Below are 19,276 nucleotides of genomic sequence, written 5' to 3' on the forward strand. Positions count from 1 at the left end.
TTTATGTGTGTTATAAATACCAGTTTTTATAGCGCATTAGCGCTTCGAGATAGTAATAATCGGCGTAACTAAGCGGAACGTCGACTTCCGATTTCAGTGGTAAAGCGCCAGTACTGTGCATGAGCAGAAAGCCACCATTTTCACCCAGTTTTGCACGATAGGTATCAGATGAAAGTGAAATAATCATTTTTTTTGCTTCGCTTACATATAATTTCTGCTCGCTTTTTGTTGCATACTGCCCTAATTCTAACAAACCTGATGCAATCACCGCCGCAGCAGAAGCATCACGGTAAGTATCAGGAATGTTCGGTGCGTTAAAGTCCCAATATGGAATCTGATCGGCAGGCATATTCGGATGATTGATGATAAATTTGGCGATGTTTTTTGCCTGATTAAGATAGTGTTTGTTTTTGGTAAAGCGGTACATCATCGTATAACCGTACAAGCCCCAGCCCTGGCCACGACTCCAGGCCGATTCGTCAGATGCCCCCTGGGCTGTACCTCTTCTCAGTACTTTGCCTGTAGTCATATCGTAATCTACCACGTGATAAGAGCTGTAGTTTGACCTGAAATGGTTTTTAAGCGAAGTATCGGCATGATTGATGGCAATTTTCTTGTATTTCGGATCGCCACCATGATCGGATACCCAGGCCAGTAACTCCAGGTTCATCATATTATCAATAATAACCGGGCCTTTCCATTGTTTACTGCTGTTCCACGATTGGATTACTTTAGCAGCCGGACGGTAGCGTGTAGCCAGCGAAGCAGCAGCCGTATCGATGGTTGGTTTATACAAAGCATTACCAGTTATGCGGTAGGCATTGCCAAAACTACAGAACATCATAAAACCTAAATCGTGGTTTCCGGTGTAATGTTTCTCCTTCTCTAGTACCGCAAGGCGTTTTTCTGCTTCTTTTAAGGTGCCGGAATCTTTTGTATACTCGTAAATATAAAGCAGCGAACCAGGATAAAAGCCACTGCACCACCATTTGGTGTCGCTCGTTTCCAGTTTATTATTTTTGGCATAATAGGTTTTTGGCATGCGGTCTGCCGGTGTATTTTTGGCCAGTAACTGATATTGTTTCTGTGCAAATGCAAACTGCTTGTCGAGCAGGTTTTTCATTGCTTTTTTATCATCAGCTGCCTGTTGTGCATTAGCCATTACTGCTGCAGCCAGAAAACATATGGCGAACAATAATTTTTTCATAGTTTAGGTAAATTTGTATTATTCATTTTGTGTTGAGCCTTAACATAGGCTTTGATGTTGGTTGCGGCAAATTTGTGCTTTTACAAGTTTAAAAGAGGGTGAAAATTATAAATGATAAGGTAGAAAATCTGAAATCAACTACCTTTTCAGGATATATTCCAACATCTTCCATTTTTAAGACCTCGTTTTTATACAGTCGACCGTTCTTTTTGAAAAAATACTGCCAACCAGATTTCTACATATTTTGAAATCCGTAAAAAAGGACTGTCCTCTCATTGAAGAACAGCCTTTTTGCAATCTCATCAATAGCCCTTAATCAGCTTGCTACATTCACTAATTAATCGTACTGGATTTCATGATTCTGATTTTGTTGTTGCCCTGATCGGCAATCAGGAAATAACCACCATAGGTATTGTATTTTATTGCCCAAGGGAGATTAAACCTGGCATTAGTGGCAGCGCCATCAACGTTTCCGGAAGTACCGGTTACCGCATTAACGCCGGTGATGCTATCGTCTGTACCCGATCCGGCCAGTAAACCAAATGTGGAATTGGTTGTTACTTCGCTTGTTACTCTTGCGATAGAATGTGCTTTCTCGCTACAAACAAAAATTACCCCTGCCTGGCTAATAAATATCCCTGAAGGATCGTTAAAATTGCTGGTTTTGGTTTGCTTTAATACAGTTCTCGCGCCCGACGAAACGGTCACCCTAAAGAGATAACTTTCAGTAGATCCGAAGGTATTTCCAAAGGCGCCTAAATAAAGTGATGTTTTATTCGGATTTAGGGCAATGGCATTTGGAGCATATATTGTAGCTGTACCAAGTGTACTAACCGTATTGGTATTTAATACTATTTTACGAATTCTGCCAACTGATGTACTTGCCGATAAATCTGACAGGTATAAGGCACCACCTGCTTCATCTAAATCAATCCCGCTAGGATTGGTAAATGTGGCCGCTGTTCCAACGGCATCTGCAGTACCTGCTGCACCACTACCTGCAATGGTGGTTACAGTAGCTGCCATATTGGTTGGATTAATGGTTATTTTCCTTACTTTATGACCTGAATATTCAGTTACATATAACTCGGTTCCAGCCTGGCTAAGTACCATCCCTTTTGGCTTGTTAAATGTAGCTGCTGTTCCGGTTCCATCTACGCTGCTGGCCGTACCACTTCCGGCTAAAACGGTGGTATTACCGTTTCTACTTACCCGTATAATGCGGTTGTTGTTCTGGTCGCAAATGTAAATATTGCCCCGCTTATCGTTTGCTACATCGGTAGGGGCGTTTAAACTAATTCCATTATTCAAAGTCAGTGAACTCACCATCAAATTCGAAAGTATGGGTTCAGGATAGGTTGCTGTTTTAAGCGTTAGCGGAAGACTAACCTGCTTGGCTGCCGAACCCGTATTTACTGCGGTAATGGATTTCGAAGCAAAATAAGTATCATTTACTACTTCAAATTTCATATCCCCAGAGAAACGTATCCGTACACTCAATTTTCCATTTTCATCGGTAACGGCAGTGGTATCTAATTTAAACGCGGTTTCGCCGGTAATTTTCGAACTCACATTAACCGTTACACCAGGTAAAATCTGATTATTTGCCTGATCGTAAACCAACACATCAACAGGGGCTTTGGGACTCAGTTTTTTCGATTTTAAGGTTACTTTTCGATTTTTTTCATAAGCCAGACGGGTAATTACAGAATCAGGGAAGAAATAAGAGGGATCTGTTGTTCTGATTTTCACCTCGCCTTCAAATGGAGCATTCAAAATCAACTTTCCATCGCTGCCGGTTGTGCCCAATAAGCCAATATCTTTAAAATCAGTTTCACCAGTCAGTTTTTGCAGAACGGCCACATCAATACCAGGCAGTAATGCATTATTATCCTTATCCAATACGGTAATCTCTAATGGAACGGTTAGGGGCTTAAGCCTGGCGATCAGATTTACAGCACCACCCTTCACATTTTTAAGCGTTGCCAAAAGTGTATCGGGAAAATACTTCATGGTATCGCCCACCACTACCCTTACCACATTTGGATAAGGTAACGATACCACCAGCTGTCCGTCAGTTCCTGCATGTTCTAAACCTCCGGTAGAAGTATAAGTGTCAGCGCCCGGTGCTTTGGTATCAATTAATAAAGGAAAGTTAGAAATACTTACATTTTGCTCATCCTTAACGGCTATGTTCAGTGGTGCCATACCAAACTTTGGGGTAGTGTGCAAAAGAATACTTGCAGCAGCATTAAAATAAACAGCCTGCTCACCTTTGTGATAATATGTGGTATCTACTTCTACCTTAATATTATTCGGATAGGGTAATTTTGTTTTGATCAGGCCGTCTTTATCGGTTCTAATGGTATCTACCTGCGTATAGGTGCCGGTTCCTGTAGTTTGGCGACTAATAATTACTTTAACCCCAGCCACTGGCAACTGGTCATCGTCATTAATCACTTTAATATCCAGCGTTTCTTTTGGTGTAGTGGTATCGTTCAGTGCTTCAGTGGCAAACTTTTTACAGGCAGCAAAGCACAGGGCAATACTCACAATGATGATATAGTATTTGTGTTTCATCTATATATTTTTTAGTAATGATGAATCTGCATAGCTAAAAAAGATGCAGATCCATCAATATTTATGATTTAAAATCTATTGTTGATTTACGGTTTATAAAATTCCACTTCGTAGAGTTTCAGCCACGATTTCCCGTTTAACTTCCATGAATCTTCTATATTAACCCCAAACCAATAAATAATCTGCGAAGCAATATCTGAATTGGAAACCGCCATAACCGTATTGCCTGATGGTGCAGTTGCGTTACATACCGGTTTTTCAAAGGCATTCCATGCGCCTCCATTTCCACTAAAAACAAGGTCTTTACCTGCCGCAACAGGTGCCTGATTAAGCAGCTTATTACCATTTACCTGTTTACAAGGCCAATACCCAATTAAATTTGGATCACCAACTGCAACACCATCACTACAGGTATAATTTTTAATTTCTGTATCTGAAAGGGCTTTATTGTATATGGCGATATCGTTTACGGCATATGATGAAGTATTTACTGCGGAGTTAATATTACCTAAAATCAGATCATAAGGTACCGTACCGATGTTCCTTCCTGTGATATCAACTGCTGTGCCTGGCACTCCATCCACATATAAAACAGCCATTCTTTTACCTGCATCTGTATAGATTTTTAGGGTTATGGCGTACCATTTATTCAGATCGAAATTAGCAGGTGCATATGCATAAATTAAGGTTGATGAATTATAGCCCATCACTACTCTAAACCTTCTGGTGGAGGTTGCACTCAGTTCTACCATGAACTCCCAGCCGTTAACAGTACCATATGAAGCGTTTAATTTCGACAATATCACAGCATGCTGATTTGCACCCGCAGTTGATTTTACCTGAGCTTTTATCTGAATGGTTTTATCGCCTGCGCTACCAATATCGTAAATGCTGGCATTAGCAGCACTTAGCACCGCCTTCACATCAGTAACGGCTTTAGCTGCCGGAAATAAAAAGGCATCAGTTAAAGACACATTATCTATTTCTACCTTTTTAAAAGCCGGGTTATAGTAAATATTGAAGGAGTTACGCTCCCGCTCCGTCTGGCTGGTAAAACCTTTGTTTATGCCACCATGATTGGAGGTAATGACCACTAACCATTCTTCATTCGCGTATGTTTTTCTGGCTTTAACAGCCTCCAGTAATTTACCAAGGTAAGTATCTACCTGCGCTACCGCGGCCTTATATTCTGGTACATCAGCAGAATAGCCATATTTAAGCCCGGCCTGGTTAACCTGGTTAAAGTTGACCACTATTAAATCGGCCTTATTAATCCCTATTTTTTTAACCGCCGTATCGGCTGCAGCGGCATCGTTGTTCACCGCAATCGGCTCATCAGCGTAAAGAAGTAAGCGATCAACCAGGGTGTTCCAGGGCGAAACCGCTACAGAATACCTCATTTTAGGGGTAGCCTGCAAACGTTCAATTAACGAGGGATACTCTACAACTGCATCGTGCTCGCTGGCACTTTCAGGAACGATAAAGGTACTATCCTGTATTTTATGGATGGTGGCGATCCCCGTCATGATATTTTTCCAGGTTCCGGCATCGCTTACGGGAGCATCGCTTCTGCTCTGCCATGAATATTTACTGTTGGGCAATATGGAAGCAATAACCGGAGGCATAATTTTTTTCACATCCTCTCCTGTAGCACCATCAATACCGATTAATAATACCTTTCTTTTTTTAACCGAAACAATCTCCTGTTTCTCGAAAACGGCCGGTGGATCATAATACTTTTTACAACCAAAAATAACGGCACAGAGCAGCAGCATGGTCAATACGCTGTATTTTTTTAAACAAAGTGAATAATTCTTCATTGTTGGTTTATTTTATTATTAACTATTATTTACTTGGATCAGACAACCAAACGGTTTCGGTTAGCAATGGATATTTTGCCTGAATTTTAGCTTTGGAAACCGCACTTACCGTAATCCCCCACTTGGTTAAAAAAGGCTCCATATCGGTTTTGGCAAACTCCGATAAACGTTCGTAAAAGAAATCGATCTTATCCTGGTTGTTGTTTGAGGTAAACCTTGCGTGCCTGGCTTCGGTAGCGAGGTAAGTGATAAAACTATATCCATAACGTTCCATCAACTGGATAAACATGCCTAGTTTAGCATCTTCTGATGCATTAGCGTATGATTTGGTACCAGTAGGTGTTACAAAAGCCAATGCAGCCGTCATCATGCGTTTATAATTACTGTGCTTATAACCATGGTACTTGGTTACCATTAAAGAAAAAATGTTGTTCGAAACCTCACCGTTACCGTCAAAGTTCCAGGTATTGTTCATCTGCATGTTGTGCCCCAGCTCGTGATAAGTACCCCAGTTCTGGCCCACCACCCCGCTTAACGTTACGGCCTGTGCGAAATAATTATCATTGGCCATTGCTACCACCGGGTAACCGCTATGCTGCGCCCCAACTGAAGGTTGGATGTCGTGTACAATTCGCCAGGGCAACATCGGATTTAAGTCTCTGGCATCAGCTGCATTTTCTGATAAACCATACCATTCCCAGTAGCAGTGTAAAATCTGCTCATCCCAGGTTTGCATTAAAGCGGTTGGACTGGCAATTGGGAATTTAGCCAGACGTGAAAGCGGCAAAGTAAAAATGATGCGTTTGCCACGCAGCTCGAAAAAAGGAACTGTTGTTTTGGCAATCATGGCTTTCCACTCTTCATCTGTGGTTTCGCCCAGCACAAAATCTGGCGATTTAACTGTTCCCGTGAAATAGAAATCTATTTTTCTGCCAAGCGCTCTTGGTGGAATGATATAAACCTGGCCACCATATAAATTGCGGATCAGGTTTTTACCTGGCGCAAGGTTATGGCGGGTGTAAATAACGGGGGCCCTTAACTTTGTCGTTAGGCTGGTTAAATCATCATCCCATGCTCCTATCTGGGCAATCATTCCATATTCGCCCGCCGGAACATCAATTTGGATGAGTTCGCCGGCAGGTGCATACATTCCCGTGCTGAACCATCCCTGCGGTGGTACAGAAATCCTGAGGTTGGCATTATTGGCATATACAAAATCAAAGTCGAGGGTTACCTTGGTATTTTTAATCCGAGGTTCAGAAATCGCCACCAAACCTGGAAAAACCCTCGCCAGGTTAAACTGTGTCCTATCAATCTTATATTTTGAGGTATCCAGGTCCTGGTTTCCAAAAGTATCTACTACTTCAGTTTTGCTATAGCCATCTTCAAAAGAGTAGCCATAATCCTTTTTACAGGATTGGGTAAGCAGCAAAAGAACTGCAAAAGCTGAGGTTAAGCCTATTATTTTTTTACTTCTCATGGCTCAGTTATTTTAAAATATTAGTGTAAATCGGTGTCCAAACTTTTCCATCGAGGTTAAAACCTGTTGCATTGATGTTCAGCCAGCCTAAAATAAATCGTGGTATATCGATGCCTCTTGGTACTATTTTATAAAGTTCTGGTGTTGGCTTGATACAGAATTTATTGTCGTAATCTTCAAAGCTCTGCCACTGGGTAGATTTTTGGAAAACAAAATCACTTTTCGATTTACTCTGGTCCTTAATCAGGGTCCCCGTGCCATCGAGTGCCGGCCAATAACCGATTAAATTGTTATAGTTGGGGTGTCTGCTATCTAAAAGCACCTGGCAGGCAAAATCTTTTATAACCGCATCGGGAACGGCGGCATTAAAAATCCTGATGTCGGTTATAAACTGTGTAGCACTATTGCCATATCCCGAACGATACCCGGCAACTAAAGGTTCAGTATTGTTTACATTCCTGCCCGTTATTACCGTTGGAGAACCAATTGGATCGCCATCCTGAAACATCTGCACATACCTCACGGTACCCACAAAGTAGATTTTAAAGCCTATATGATACCATTGATTAACTTCCATGGCTTTGGTGGTTGGGGTAGAGATCGCGGCAGAAGCCAAACCGCCCAGCCTCCAGGTACCATTCGATCCGTTATGGATAATCCACCAGCCAGTGGTTCCATTGGCCGGACTGGCTGTTTTAAAAAATATTGGTGCATTCTGTGTTCCGAAAGATTGAACTTTTAATTTAAACTCTACTGTATACTCGCCAGTGGTACCAAAATTATAGAGATTCGATTTGGCGGCATCAACACTGGCAATGGTATCGCCATTTAATTTTCCATAACTGCCTGAATAGGGCAATGAATTTAAATTAGCAGGTTTGTTATAAATGGTCGATTTGAAATTAGGGTTGTAAAGGATAACAAAGCCATTTAACAAGGGTTTACTATACAAGGTTTGATCCATTAAAGCCGGTATGACCGGGTAATCGCCCCCTTTGTTTGAAGCAATTACGATGAGCCAGTTTTCTTTGCTAAAATTAGGCCGTGCTTTGATGGCGGTATTTAGCTCGCCAATGTAAGTATCGATATTGCTTATGGCCGTTGCATATTGCGGTACACTGGCATCGTAACCATATTGTGCACCGGCCTTATCTACACCCTGAAATTCAGCCAGCACTACAGCCGCATCCTTATTGGCCAATTCGGCCAGTGTTGCTGTTTTTACGGCTTCATCGCTCGAAAATGAAGTGTTTACATCTGCGCTGGTAACCAGTTTGGTACTCAGTGCCGGAGATATGCTAAAAGCTGCTGTTCTTAAACTGGTATTGTCTTTAACCCGTTTAAAAAACATTGGATAATCGGCAAGTTTATTGTTCGAAAAATCCTCGCTAATTACCTTATGTTTGGTCTTGTCTACGCCCGTAAGCATATCGGCCCATGAAGTAGCGTTGAGGCCGTTTTCATCCGATACAGCATTGATGGTAAACATACCATTCTTGATCATTTTAGATAAATTGGGCGTTGGGGATTTAAAAACCGACTCTCCCCTGGCACCATCCACAATCACGTACAATACTTTTTGCTGCTGTGCATCAATAACATTGCCTCCGGTATTGTTAGAGAAATCCTTTCTGTCGGCTAATTCTTTATTACAAGAAATTATAGAAATCGTTAAAACGACTAAAACGGCCGTTAGTTTAACTATAAATGCTGACTTTTCTATTTTACTTTTCATTGTATGATTATTTAATAACAACATTATTTTATGGTTTAATAGAGATGCGGACAGCACCTGAAACCTGCTGGTTATCGAAAAGAGAAATTGCACCTGCAATAAGTGCGGTAGGGTTTCCGAAAATATCTACACTTTCGTACACATCGTTCACGATGCCCTGAAACTTACCAGTGTTATTGTATCCGGCAGCTAAACTTCCGTTTGGATTTAAGATCATAAAACCCTGTCTAACGATGCCGTCATACTTTTTAAAGGATCCAAACACCAATATCTTACCGCTTTTTAGCTGGTAGGCTTTACTGATGCTCCCCCCTTCGATTGACCTTAACACCAGGCTTTTATCTACCGTACCATCGGCATTTAACATCACCAGGCCTTTTGTGGCAAAACCATTGTAATTGTTAAATACTCCCGCAACAAGGTATTTGCCCGAAGTTGCACTATAGGTAATGGCGTTTATGGCATCATCGGCACCTGTTCCTGAGGGATAAGTTGGATCCACCAGCCCGTTTGTACCGATTCTTACAATCCGGTTGCCACTCAGGCCCTGATAATTGGTAAAAGAACCAACCAGGATAATTTTGCCGTCACTCTGCATTAAGGCATCGCTAATCGGTCCGTTACCACCAGCATATGGCAGGTTTGCCGTTTTATTGAAATTGTAGGTAGAGTCCATTTTACCCTCCATACTCATTTTTAACAAACCGTTTAATTTGGTATAGCCCACCACTTTATTATCTCTGGTTGAACGTTCGTAGAAATACTCAGCGTAGTTATTAAAGCTGCCCACCACATAAATGCTGTTGTTATAGTTAAAAACCTTATTCACCAAGCCCAATACCCCGCCGTTAAAAGTGGCTACGGTATCGTACGAACGATCTGAGCTTGTGCCCACTACTTCAACCTTCGAAGAATCTAAAGAACCGTTTGTATTTAATCTAGTGATACTGCTAATGCCATCACGATCGTTGTATTTGGTTAAGCTACCACCCACAATAAACTGACCTGTTGCCAGTCTGAAAATAGAAGATATAGAACCGTTGGCACCTTTTCCGGTTGAAAAACCTGAAGTAATAAAACCATTGGAATTGGTTAATACAATATTGTTTATGGGCTTTTTAACAGTGGCAGCAGCCATGTAGTTATTAAATGAGCCCACCATAACCAAGTTGCCATTGGGCAGGGGTAAAATCTGCCTGATAACGGTAGCGCTGGTATTGGCTGCAAAAGTGGCATCTGTTTCTACTTTACCTTCAACGCGGTAGGCCGGACCAAAAAAGATCTGATCATCAACCACCAGGGTAGTTCCGCCGGTACTCGCACCTACAGGAAAAAGCACCGTAATGGTTTTATCGGTTATTTTAGTAATGGTAGCTTCGGTATCGTTGATGTAGAATTTTACTTTATCCTTAAAAGGCATTAAACCATTTACCTCGAATGTGATCTGGGTTGCGCCATTTACATCTTCTGTATCGGATACATCTGATAAGAATTTTATACCCAATGTTTCTTTACCTCCGGCATAGGGATCTTCGCTAATGGGATTTTCCTTTTTGCATGATGAAACGGAAAGTACCAGCAATAACAAACAGGCCATCCACATGGTATTTTTACCAAAAATTTGTCTATTTCTTAACATATTGATGTTTTTATTGATTCCCAATTCCATTTTCTATTGCTATCGAATTAAAGTAGTTACTGCTAAATCCAAAAGAGTGCTTTTCGATTTTTAGCGCATGGACAATCCCATTTGTAGGATTGATATCGGATGAAGCCACCAGTGCATTTATCCAAAAGGCCTGTGGCCTTGATAAATCAGGGATATAAGAAATCATCAACTGTCTGTAGCCCGCATATTTCACCCTTACTTCTGAAGCACTGCCGGCATTGGTTACTGCATCATTATACACCACTCCAATGTTCATTGGCGTGCTATTGTAAGAAAGGTAGCCCTGGCCTTTATAGGTGTTCAGTGCCAGTGTATCAACCTGGCCATAATCTTTAAGCCGGTTGGTGCCCTTAAAGAGGTATAAAGAAAGTACGGTTTTCCATACGGCCGGTTTTATATCGGTTAGTTTGGTTACGGTATCTTTTCCTGTCGATAAGAGTTCTTTATTTAAGGTGCGGATCGCTTTGCCAATGGTTGGATCGGTGGGTGCAAAAAATGTTAGGTTATCATTGCTGAAAACACTTTCCATGCCCGCTATTTTAATCACCTGGGTAAGGGTATCAAAATGTAAGGGTTTAGATTGGAGATATTGTAATATGGTACCGTCAAACTTGGCTTCTTTTACCCCTCCATCTATATAATGTTCGTATTTTTTACAGCTAAAAGCTAAACCCACAACTATTGCGGCAAATGTTAGCAGTACTGTATTTTTATTAAACTTATTCATTGAATCTATTCTTTAATAGGTTAAATCTTATTATTTGCTTATTGCTTATTACCTCCAATAGTTATTCAAAGTCATATAAGGATTGTTTATCGTTGCACTCGGATCGATGGGCCAGGTCCATGCGCCTGCCTGAAATGCCGAAAACGAGAGTGGATTTGGCGTAAATTTTGGATCTATTATTTTTTTGGTGCGCACCAGGTCATAAAAATGATGCCCCTCGCCCATCAGTTCCTTACCTCTTTCTAAAAAGATGGCATCTTTTATCTTTCCCTCGCCCGGGTTGGCAGGGAAAAGATCAGCTCCAGCTCTTGCCCTGATCACATTGAGCAAAGTTGCCGCTTCGCCATCACGACCTAATTCGGCCAGGGCTTCTGCATGCAATAAGATGGCATCGGCCAGCCTGAAAATAATCGGGTTATCATCAAGAGATTGAACCAGCGCTGCCCTATTGAAAAATTTATAAAACTGCCATGTACCTGTTTCGTCATAAATAGTTTCATCAAACCAAACGGTTTTACGCTTATCGGTACCACCCTCGGGATAAATTTTCTTCATGTAGTCTGATTTATAAACCATTTCACTATAAGGTCTGTCGCTATTAAAAAACGGCACATGTACCACAGAGAAAGAGTATTTATATCTGGCATCATCTACCGATTCTCCTATGTTATCACTCAACTGAACCTCAAAAAGTCCCTCTTGCGATTTACCGAACATGATGAGATAAGTTTGCTCGATAGGCAATAAACGGTAGGCTTTTTCCTGGTCGACACCGATATTCTGCAACTCATTCCCCAGTTCATCAACCTGGTTGTAATAAGCAATGGCATTGGCGGCATCAAAACCCGCACACCACATATTCATGTGCATCATTAAATCTAAAGCACCGCCACGCATGGCCCTGATGCCTTTAAAAGTGGGATCGCTGTAGGTCCATGGTAAATCATTTTTAACTGCGCCCAAATCGGCCAAGCAGCCTTTTAAAACCTTAACCATATTGGTGCGGGGTAGCGCTTCCTGGTTGTAAGCATCGGTGTAGTAAGGCACATCACCAAATAACCTCACTAAAAAGAAATAAGATAAGCAGCGCATAAAAACGGCTTCAGCAATAAACTGTTTCTTTTTTACTGGTGAAATGGCGGCATCGGGCATGGCTTCTACTTCCTTTACCATAATATTGGCCGACTGGATTACTTTATAAAAAGGCATCCATTTTTGAATCAGATCATACCTCGATCTCAATTGAAACCATTCGTTAATGGCATTGGCTTCATAGCCAGGCAAAGAACGGTCGGCTCTTGCTGCGATGGCCATTTTTAGGTTATTCGTAGCCATATAAGCAAAATCGATACGAGGTGGATAACCTTTTGTTGACGGGATGACCCACCCACAACGGGTATCGCCGATTTCGAAAAGCACATTCTTCATCGAAGCTTCTCTAAACAGTCGATATAAACCCAGGTCGTAACCTTCTACATCCTTTTCATTTTTCCAGAAATTGTTACCAGACAGCTTACTTAGCGGCTCAACATTTAAGAATTTTTTGCAGCTAAAATTTACACTCAGCAGCAGTAATACTGATAGTATGTATATTATTTTTTTCATCGTTATCCTGTTTATAATTGAATGTTTAAGCCTAAAGCATATGTTCTCCTCACGGGGTAACCTCCGGAGTTATCTCTGCCCAGTGAACTCACATTTTCGGGGTCGGCGCCCGAATAAAAACTAAATGTGTGGATGTTATTGGCCGTACCATACACCCTTAAACTGGTGATACCTAAGCGTTTTGTTAATTCAGGCTTAAAAGTATAGCCCACGGTTACGGTAGCTAGTTTTAAATACGAGCCATCTTCCTGAAACAGGGTTTGGTTATACCTGAATGGCAAAAACTGGGTAGACTTATCGGTTGCCGAGTAACTGCCGTACCTTAAATAATCGTAAGGGTTCGGGTAGTTTGCAATATCGCCCGATTGACGCCAGATGTTATACTCCGTTATCGGCACTAAGTTGTTTGCCGAAAATGGTGAGGAGAAATTCTGGAAACTTGCCGCTAAAGGATTGTTCAGGATGTCACGGTGCCAGGTATAGGCCATAATTACATTAAGCGAAAAGCCTTTGTAAGAGGCATAACTGCTAATACCACCATTAATTAGCGGCTGAGAATTACCTGCTCCCACCATATCTTTAGCATCGAGTACATAATCGCCGTTGATATCTGCATAATAGGGATCTCCGGCTTTGAAATACACCGGGGTTGAACCATTAAAGGTGTGGTAACGCGTACCGTTTGCAGGGTTAACCGGAACATCATCATCAGTAGAAAATACCCCTTTAAAATTATACAGGATATTGGTTAACGAATTTCGGCCCAGCCTGTACAATATGGCCTGGCCAGTTGCGCCTCCATCTAGTAAAAGCTGTCTGGTTGCATCAGGAAGAGCCGTAATTTTCTCTTTATTGTAGGCTCCGTTTATACTAACAGACCAGTTAACTTTGCTGCTGGCTGGTAAAGGCCTAAAACTAAGCGCCAGTTCGTAACCATAGTTAACATTGCTTACTTCGTTGGTTTTTAACTTGGTAAAGGCATTATGGGTGGTAATGTTTTTCTCCCATAACTGGTTGTCAACCATTTTATAATAGGTATCGAAATTTAGGGTGATCCTGTTTTTAAACAGATTTAAATCTAAACCTGCATTGTATTGTGTGGTTGTGGTTGGTAGTAATTTAATGTTTGGAAGGTTATTAAAATCGACTGCGGTGGTAGGTATACCGTTATAATTGCCATAATAATCGTATGTTCCGTTGGCATCAAATACGTTACCAACCGGTGCAATATTTCTACCCCATGAAAGTCTTAACATACCTACATCAAGCCATTTAGAATCGGCCAGGAAATTTTCTTTATTGAAGTTCCATTTCAAGGCTAATGAAGGATTTTTAGCCCATGGTGCATTAAGGCCCGTGCTTGAGGTTCCATCCAAACGGAATGTAGCTTCAATCAGATATTTGGTTTGGTAGTTGTAAGATAAACTTGCGGCCAGTGAAGCGGCTCTCGAATCAGAATAATTATCCAATACCCCACCACCCGAACTTGCCGAAGCACTACCGAATGGCCCCTGGTACTGATCGTTGGTATACTGATCCTGCTGAATAGCATGCGCCTGAAAATTCCGCACATAAACTTCAGAGAAAACATAAGCGCCAATATTATGAACATCCTTTTGGAGCGATTTATTGAAACTAACCATCGCCCTGTTGTAAAGTGTGCTCCGCTTATCGTTATAAGAATAAACACCTGCAACGTTGTTATTCAAGATGGCCGGATTAAAGGTTTCTGTTGTGCCCATCGAATAATCGTAACTGGTAATATTGGAAACCGCCAGACCAGTAAGAAACTCGTACCTGGCCTCTACACTCGTTTTAATATTGCCGGCTTTGTTGTCGTTATCAACAATTAATGCCCCCAGGGCAGCATTGCTGTTAATTAAATTTGGACCAGGTAATAGTGAAGATGAACCTGCCCCTGAAGCAACACCAGTTTGCAGAATACCGTTACCACTTCCTTTCTGGCTATTGCCCAAGCTACTGGAAAGAATGAGGTTGACATTAAATTTCGGACTCGGTTTGTAGCGGGTATTCATGCTTAGCGAGTACCGGGTAAAACCTGTATTCTCCTGTATACCTTTTTCGTCGTAATAACCCAGGTTAATTTTATAGTTAAAAGAGTCATCACCACCGCTTGCATTTACGTTATGCTGCTGGTTGTAGGTAGAGCGGTAAAAAATGCTCTGCCAGTCTGTAGAGTTATTATAAAAAGCATTTAAACTATCGGCCAGCATGGGGGTATTATCAACACTCTGCCTGGCCGAGTAGATGTTGGCACCATAGGTGTAAATTTCCCAGAGTCTTAAATTGCTTTCTGCAGCGCCCCCAATCACCTGACGTAGTTTAGGTGGGGTATTAAAGAAAAAATTAGTAGAATACTGGATAATCGGGGTTTTCGATTTACCTCTTCGGGTATTGATCAAAATTACACCGTAAGCGCCCTGCGCACCATACAATGCGGTTGCGCTTGCATCTTTTAAGAAAAGGATTTCGTCTATATCTTCGGCAGGGATTAATGATAATGGACTAATACCCGGACCATTGCTGGAAAATCCGTACTGATAGTCGGTATTTAAATCAACAGGTACCCCATCAATCACAAACAACGGCGAAGTAGGAGTTAAAAATGCATTATCGCCTGATCCGGTTACACTAATGCCTGATAAACCCCGCATGTTAATGCTAGGCGCTGCACCCGGGCTACCCGTGTTGTTCTGGATGTTTAAGCCTGGTACTTTGGCCTGAAAAAGCTCGGCAACATTACTCACCGGAACATCCTGTATATCTTTCCCCCTTAACGAAGTAACTGCCCCCATTACGGTTTCTTTGGTTTTTTGACCGTAACCAACCGTAATTTTAACTTCTTCTAAAGTGGTCAGATCTTCAACCATTACGATCTTCAGATCGTTTTTACCGTTTAACTTTATCGTAACATCTTTATAATTGAGGTATTTAAAGGTTAAGGTTGCGTTATCGGGTACGCTTACGGTAAATGTACCATCATCTCTGGTCATTCCTATTGCCCGGGTTGCGGTGCTCGCCATAATGGTTACGGCAGGTATTCCTGAGCCATCTCCCTTATCTACAACCTTGCCCCTTACGCTAATCAGGTTTTGGGCCCATGCTGAACTGCCCAATACCGTTAACGTCATTAACAGCAATAAATTTAATATGTATTTTTTAGCCATATCTGTATAATAAAAACTCATGTTCAACTTATTTTTCTGGTGCTAATCGTTAGTAAACTTGGGGTTATCCTTGTTAAACCAGATCACGATTTCCCAATCCCCCTTTTCGAAAATGGCAAAGTCTAAACCGAGGTTTGCCTCTACCCTAAAGCCTCCAAAACCAATCCGGTCGTACGAAAAAGCTACACGGGCCCTCGACCCTGCAGCATTGGTATAAGGGGTTGGAATCTGTACCAGGGGAATTGGGTAAGCCACATCGTATTTGACAGATGTTGGTGTCATCTTCATGTTGAAACCATGCACCAGCTTAGTCCAGTTGGTCAGTTTAAATTTTGCAGGGTCAATAGGTTTTAACAGGGTATCTAAAAACTTAAAGGAAAGCGAATTACCCTCGCCTGTTTTATTAAACAATATGGTAACATCGCCGGCGCTTAAAGGCTGACCCGATTTTTCACCGAAAATGCCTGCTATAGTAGAGGGCGTAATGGTACCTCCGGTATTGGCCCCTGTTAACGGATTTATTCTGTTTGGCTCGTAAGGCAATTCCCTTTGTGGTTGTAATACCAGATTATTAAAATACTTACGACCACCATTATTAGAAACCTCCACATCAAAAACATAACCTGAATCGGGAAGCGCTTTAACAATATTGCTCTTAGCCTCAGCCCACATAATAAATTCGCCAGAGTGTTCGCCTACCTCAAATAAACTGTGTTGCTCTGTGGTGCGTTTATTTTCAATTTCCTGAATAGATTTTTCGCTTCCATCGTAGGCTTTTTTCCATACCAGCACAGGAAAAGGTTTTAAAAGTTCAGGGCTGGTCTGGCCGTCGCCATTGCGCATCGCCACGATTTTGAAAGTTAAGGGCAAGGAAGAACTTTCGATATTAAAATTATCGCCCATGAGGGTTGTACGCCCCAGTATAGGCCTGTAGGTGGTTTGTTTAAAACCTGCATCTTTATTAAATGCATCACTATCGCTCGGTAATAATTTTTTGCAGCTAAATATGGCCAGTATGCCAATAGCGACAAAGAATAAGACAAATGATTTATTTTTTGATATCATATCATTCATGATTTATTTATTTAACCTGATTAAGAATTCGCCAAAACCGAATTCGTGAGAAGCAGAAAGCACGTGTATAATTGCATTATTGGTTGCAATATTTACCGCCTGTGTAGTAGCCGATTTCCATTCTTTGGTATACTGTGAGTTTTTAATATCGCTGTACACCACTCCTTTTGGTCCGCCAAAAACATACCCGCTGGCATTTGAGTTTAACTCCTGCGCATTCATACCGTAATTAAAATGTGTACTGGTTAAAAATGCACCATCGGCAAAGTGTAAGCTATCGGTGGTTATTTTATTTCTAACAATGTAACGGTCTAACAAAATCCCCAGCTGGTCTACATCCAGGTTAGAAATGCCCACAGCTTTTTTATTCTGACTTAACCTTAAATTATTAAGGGCATTTAAGGCAATTGAAAAGTTTCGGTTGGTGAGCGAAAAAAAAGTAATCGCTTTGCTGTTTGTTAAGGTATCTTTTGCCCAGGTAATGCGGTCGCATACTTTTAGTAGCGAATCGTACTGTCCGGTTTGCGCTTTTAGGTAAGCATAGGCATTACCATCGAACACATTTGCCTCATTTTCGTAATTGTATGCCCCGTCATCTTCCTTTTTGCAGGAAAGTATAAACAGTGTTATGGCCATACAGAATGCTATATTTTTAATACTTTTTATCATCATTACCTCCAATATTCGTTTTGTGTAATTTTTGCATTGGTGCTCAATACCTCTTCATCAATAGGCCAGTATATCCCTCCCTTTTTGATCAGGTCTAAAAACTTTGCATCATTGTTTTTCAGCTTATTATACCTCACCAAATCGTACCATCTCCAGCCTTCGCCCATTAATTCTCTTCTGCGTTCTGCAAAAATGGCGTCGATCAACCCTGCATTGGTACCTTTGTAAAGACCTATTCCCCTATTGTTCCGGACAATATCTAAAGCATCAGTAGCATCTTCCATACTGCCTATTGCAGCCAATGACTCGGCATAAAGCAGGGTAATTTCTTCTATCCTGGTAAATATTAAAGCTGAACTGTAAATGGCCAGTGAGCCATCGGTTGAGGCATTTCTAATGCATTTTATTTTGCTGAATACGGTATTAGAAGTTCCGTATCCGCTGAAATAATCAGATACCGGCAAACCGGTAAGCGGATCGAACCTAAACCTCAGGTCGTTGGGTTCGTTAAAGATGGACGCAATTACATCATCGGGCATTTTAATCTGTGGAACAGCTTTAGCGATAATGGGTGCAGCCAGCGCCAGATCTTCCATATGGCCTATGGTGCTCATTTCAGTTGTGTTGTAGTTAAAAGGAAAACCAACCAACTGGGCGGCATTATTGCCATAAAACAGGCCATCTACCTTGGTTAAGTTGGTCGTTGTGGTATATACACCACCGCTTAGGCCAAAATTGGTCATCACAAACTTTGAATACGCTACCGCATCGAGGTATTTTCCCTGCCAGGCAGCAATATGCGCCAGAATTGAATAGGCAGAAATCCGGTTGAATAAAATGCCGTCCCAATAAGGGGCTACTTTTCCATAATAGTTTTGCTGATTGAAACCATTCTCAATTGCACCATAGCGGTAAGGCAGATTATTTACAATGCTTAACAGTTCATTGGTCGCAAACTGCAGTACAATTTCGCCTGCTATTCTCGGGCGTTCTGTAAAATTACCATCCGTTGAAGCGGTAATCAGGGGAATATCGCCCCATATACGAACCATATAAAAATAAGTAAATGCCCTTAAAGCCTTCATTTGGGCAACATCTACCTTATAGTTTTCTTCGGTATACTGTTTGTCGTTTTTTAAAATCTCTCCCGCACGGTCGATAAAAACCGTACAGCTGTTAATTACGGCATAAAACTTACGCCAGTTGCTCAACGATTTTACAACCGGATATGGCGCGTTTAAATTATTTTCGGTAATGGCTTTTAAATCCAGCCTGGAAGTGGCTTTAAAATCACCCATACGCACATCGCCATATAACCAATGCGCATTATTATCGGCCAGTGCCGCTCTTAACAGGCCATAAGAGCCCAATAATGCGGAGCGTGCATCAGCTAAACTCTTCCAGTTATTGCTTTCATTTACCAGGTGTGTCGAATCGATATCCAGTTTTTTATTACAGGCCGATATAAACAGGGTACTGAACAGCATAAACAAGACTGTGAATATCCTTCTTGATGGTATTA

12 protein-coding genes are annotated in these 19,276 nt (G+C 41.5%); all 12 read right to left on the minus strand.

Translation table 11 applies throughout. The features are described 5' to 3' along the window. Positions 1-10: 10 nt before the first annotated feature. Positions 11-1,207 (minus strand): glucuronyl hydrolase, encoded by a 1,197-nt coding sequence (locus CA265_13425; GenBank protein ARS40605.1) that lies wholly within the window; start codon positions 1,205-1,207, stop codon positions 11-13. A gap of 333 nt (positions 1,208-1,540) precedes the next feature. Further along, the gene (locus CA265_13430) at positions 1,541-3,787 is read right to left on the minus strand and encodes a hypothetical protein (GenBank protein ID ARS40606.1); all 2,247 of its coding nucleotides are present in this window, start codon (positions 3,785-3,787) and stop codon (positions 1,541-1,543) included. Between the two features lie 86 nt (positions 3,788-3,873). After that, complete coding sequence (locus CA265_13435; GenBank protein ARS40607.1) at positions 3,874-5,607, minus strand: hypothetical protein; 1,734 nt, start codon at positions 5,605-5,607, stop codon at positions 3,874-3,876. Between the two features lie 25 nt (positions 5,608-5,632). Continuing rightward, positions 5,633-7,087: a hypothetical protein gene (locus CA265_13440; protein ID ARS40608.1), complete on the minus strand. Its 1,455-nt coding sequence runs from the start codon at positions 7,085-7,087 to the stop codon at positions 5,633-5,635. A 7-nt stretch (positions 7,088-7,094) separates the two neighbouring features. Further along, positions 7,095-8,846 (minus strand): hypothetical protein, encoded by a 1,752-nt coding sequence (locus CA265_13445; protein ID ARS40609.1) that lies wholly within the window; start codon positions 8,844-8,846, stop codon positions 7,095-7,097. A gap of 4 nt (positions 8,847-8,850) precedes the next feature. Then, positions 8,851-10,491, minus strand: a complete 1,641-nt coding sequence (locus tag CA265_13450) for a hypothetical protein (GenBank protein ID ARS40610.1) — start codon at positions 10,489-10,491, stop codon at positions 8,851-8,853. Next, on the minus strand, positions 10,472-11,218 hold the full coding sequence (locus tag CA265_13455) for a hypothetical protein (GenBank protein ID ARS40611.1): 747 nt from the start codon (positions 11,216-11,218) through the stop codon (positions 10,472-10,474). Before CA265_13455 ends, CA265_13450 begins: the two co-directional genes overlap by 20 nt. Before the next feature lie 48 nt (positions 11,219-11,266). Beyond that, positions 11,267-12,823 (minus strand): hypothetical protein, encoded by a 1,557-nt coding sequence (locus CA265_13460; GenBank protein ID ARS40612.1) that lies wholly within the window; start codon positions 12,821-12,823, stop codon positions 11,267-11,269. Between the two features lie 11 nt (positions 12,824-12,834). Then, a complete protein-coding gene (locus tag CA265_13465) occupies positions 12,835-16,032 on the minus strand; it encodes a hypothetical protein (protein ID ARS40613.1) in 3,198 nt (1,065 codons plus the stop codon). 21 nt (positions 16,033-16,053) lie between these two features. Continuing rightward, complete coding sequence (locus tag CA265_13470; protein ID ARS40614.1) at positions 16,054-17,085, minus strand: hypothetical protein; 1,032 nt, start codon at positions 17,083-17,085, stop codon at positions 16,054-16,056. Between the two features lie 3 nt (positions 17,086-17,088). Then, entirely contained in the window at positions 17,089-17,757 is a 669-nt protein-coding gene (locus CA265_13475) for a hypothetical protein (GenBank protein ARS40615.1), read from the minus strand. After that, positions 17,757-19,241 (minus strand): hypothetical protein, encoded by a 1,485-nt coding sequence (locus tag CA265_13480; GenBank protein ARS40616.1) that lies wholly within the window; start codon positions 19,239-19,241, stop codon positions 17,757-17,759. Before CA265_13480 ends, CA265_13475 begins: the two co-directional genes overlap by 1 nt. Between the last annotated feature and the right edge of the window lie 35 nt (positions 19,242-19,276).

The sequence above is a fragment of the Sphingobacteriaceae bacterium GW460-11-11-14-LB5 genome, from assembly GCA_002151545.1.
GTDB lineage: Bacteria > Bacteroidota > Bacteroidia > Sphingobacteriales > Sphingobacteriaceae > Pedobacter.

Excerpts from the sequence above, each read along its gene's own strand:
- CA265_13425 (ARS40605.1), bottom strand. The coding sequence starts at position 1,207 with ATGAAAAAATTATTGTTCGCCATATGTTTTCTGGCTGCAGCAGTAATG.
- CA265_13430 (ARS40606.1), bottom strand. The coding sequence starts at position 3,787 with ATGAAACACAAATACTATATCATCATTGTGAGTATTGCCCTGTGCTTT.
- CA265_13435 (ARS40607.1), bottom strand. The coding sequence starts at position 5,607 with ATGAAGAATTATTCACTTTGTTTAAAAAAATACAGCGTATTGACCATG.
- CA265_13440 (ARS40608.1), bottom strand. The coding sequence starts at position 7,087 with ATGAGAAGTAAAAAAATAATAGGCTTAACCTCAGCTTTTGCAGTTCTT.
- CA265_13445 (ARS40609.1), bottom strand. The coding sequence starts at position 8,846 with ATGTTGTTATTAAATAATCATACAATGAAAAGTAAAATAGAAAAGTCA.
- CA265_13450 (ARS40610.1), bottom strand. The coding sequence starts at position 10,491 with ATGGAATTGGGAATCAATAAAAACATCAATATGTTAAGAAATAGACAA.
- CA265_13455 (ARS40611.1), bottom strand. The coding sequence starts at position 11,218 with ATGAATAAGTTTAATAAAAATACAGTACTGCTAACATTTGCCGCAATA.
- CA265_13460 (ARS40612.1), bottom strand. The coding sequence starts at position 12,823 with ATGAAAAAAATAATATACATACTATCAGTATTACTGCTGCTGAGTGTA.
- CA265_13465 (ARS40613.1), bottom strand. The coding sequence starts at position 16,032 with ATGAGTTTTTATTATACAGATATGGCTAAAAAATACATATTAAATTTA.
- CA265_13470 (ARS40614.1), bottom strand. The coding sequence starts at position 17,085 with ATGAATGATATGATATCAAAAAATAAATCATTTGTCTTATTCTTTGTC.
- CA265_13475 (ARS40615.1), bottom strand. The coding sequence starts at position 17,757 with ATGATGATAAAAAGTATTAAAAATATAGCATTCTGTATGGCCATAACA.
- CA265_13480 (ARS40616.1), bottom strand. The coding sequence starts at position 19,241 with ATGCTGTTCAGTACCCTGTTTATATCGGCCTGTAATAAAAAACTGGAT.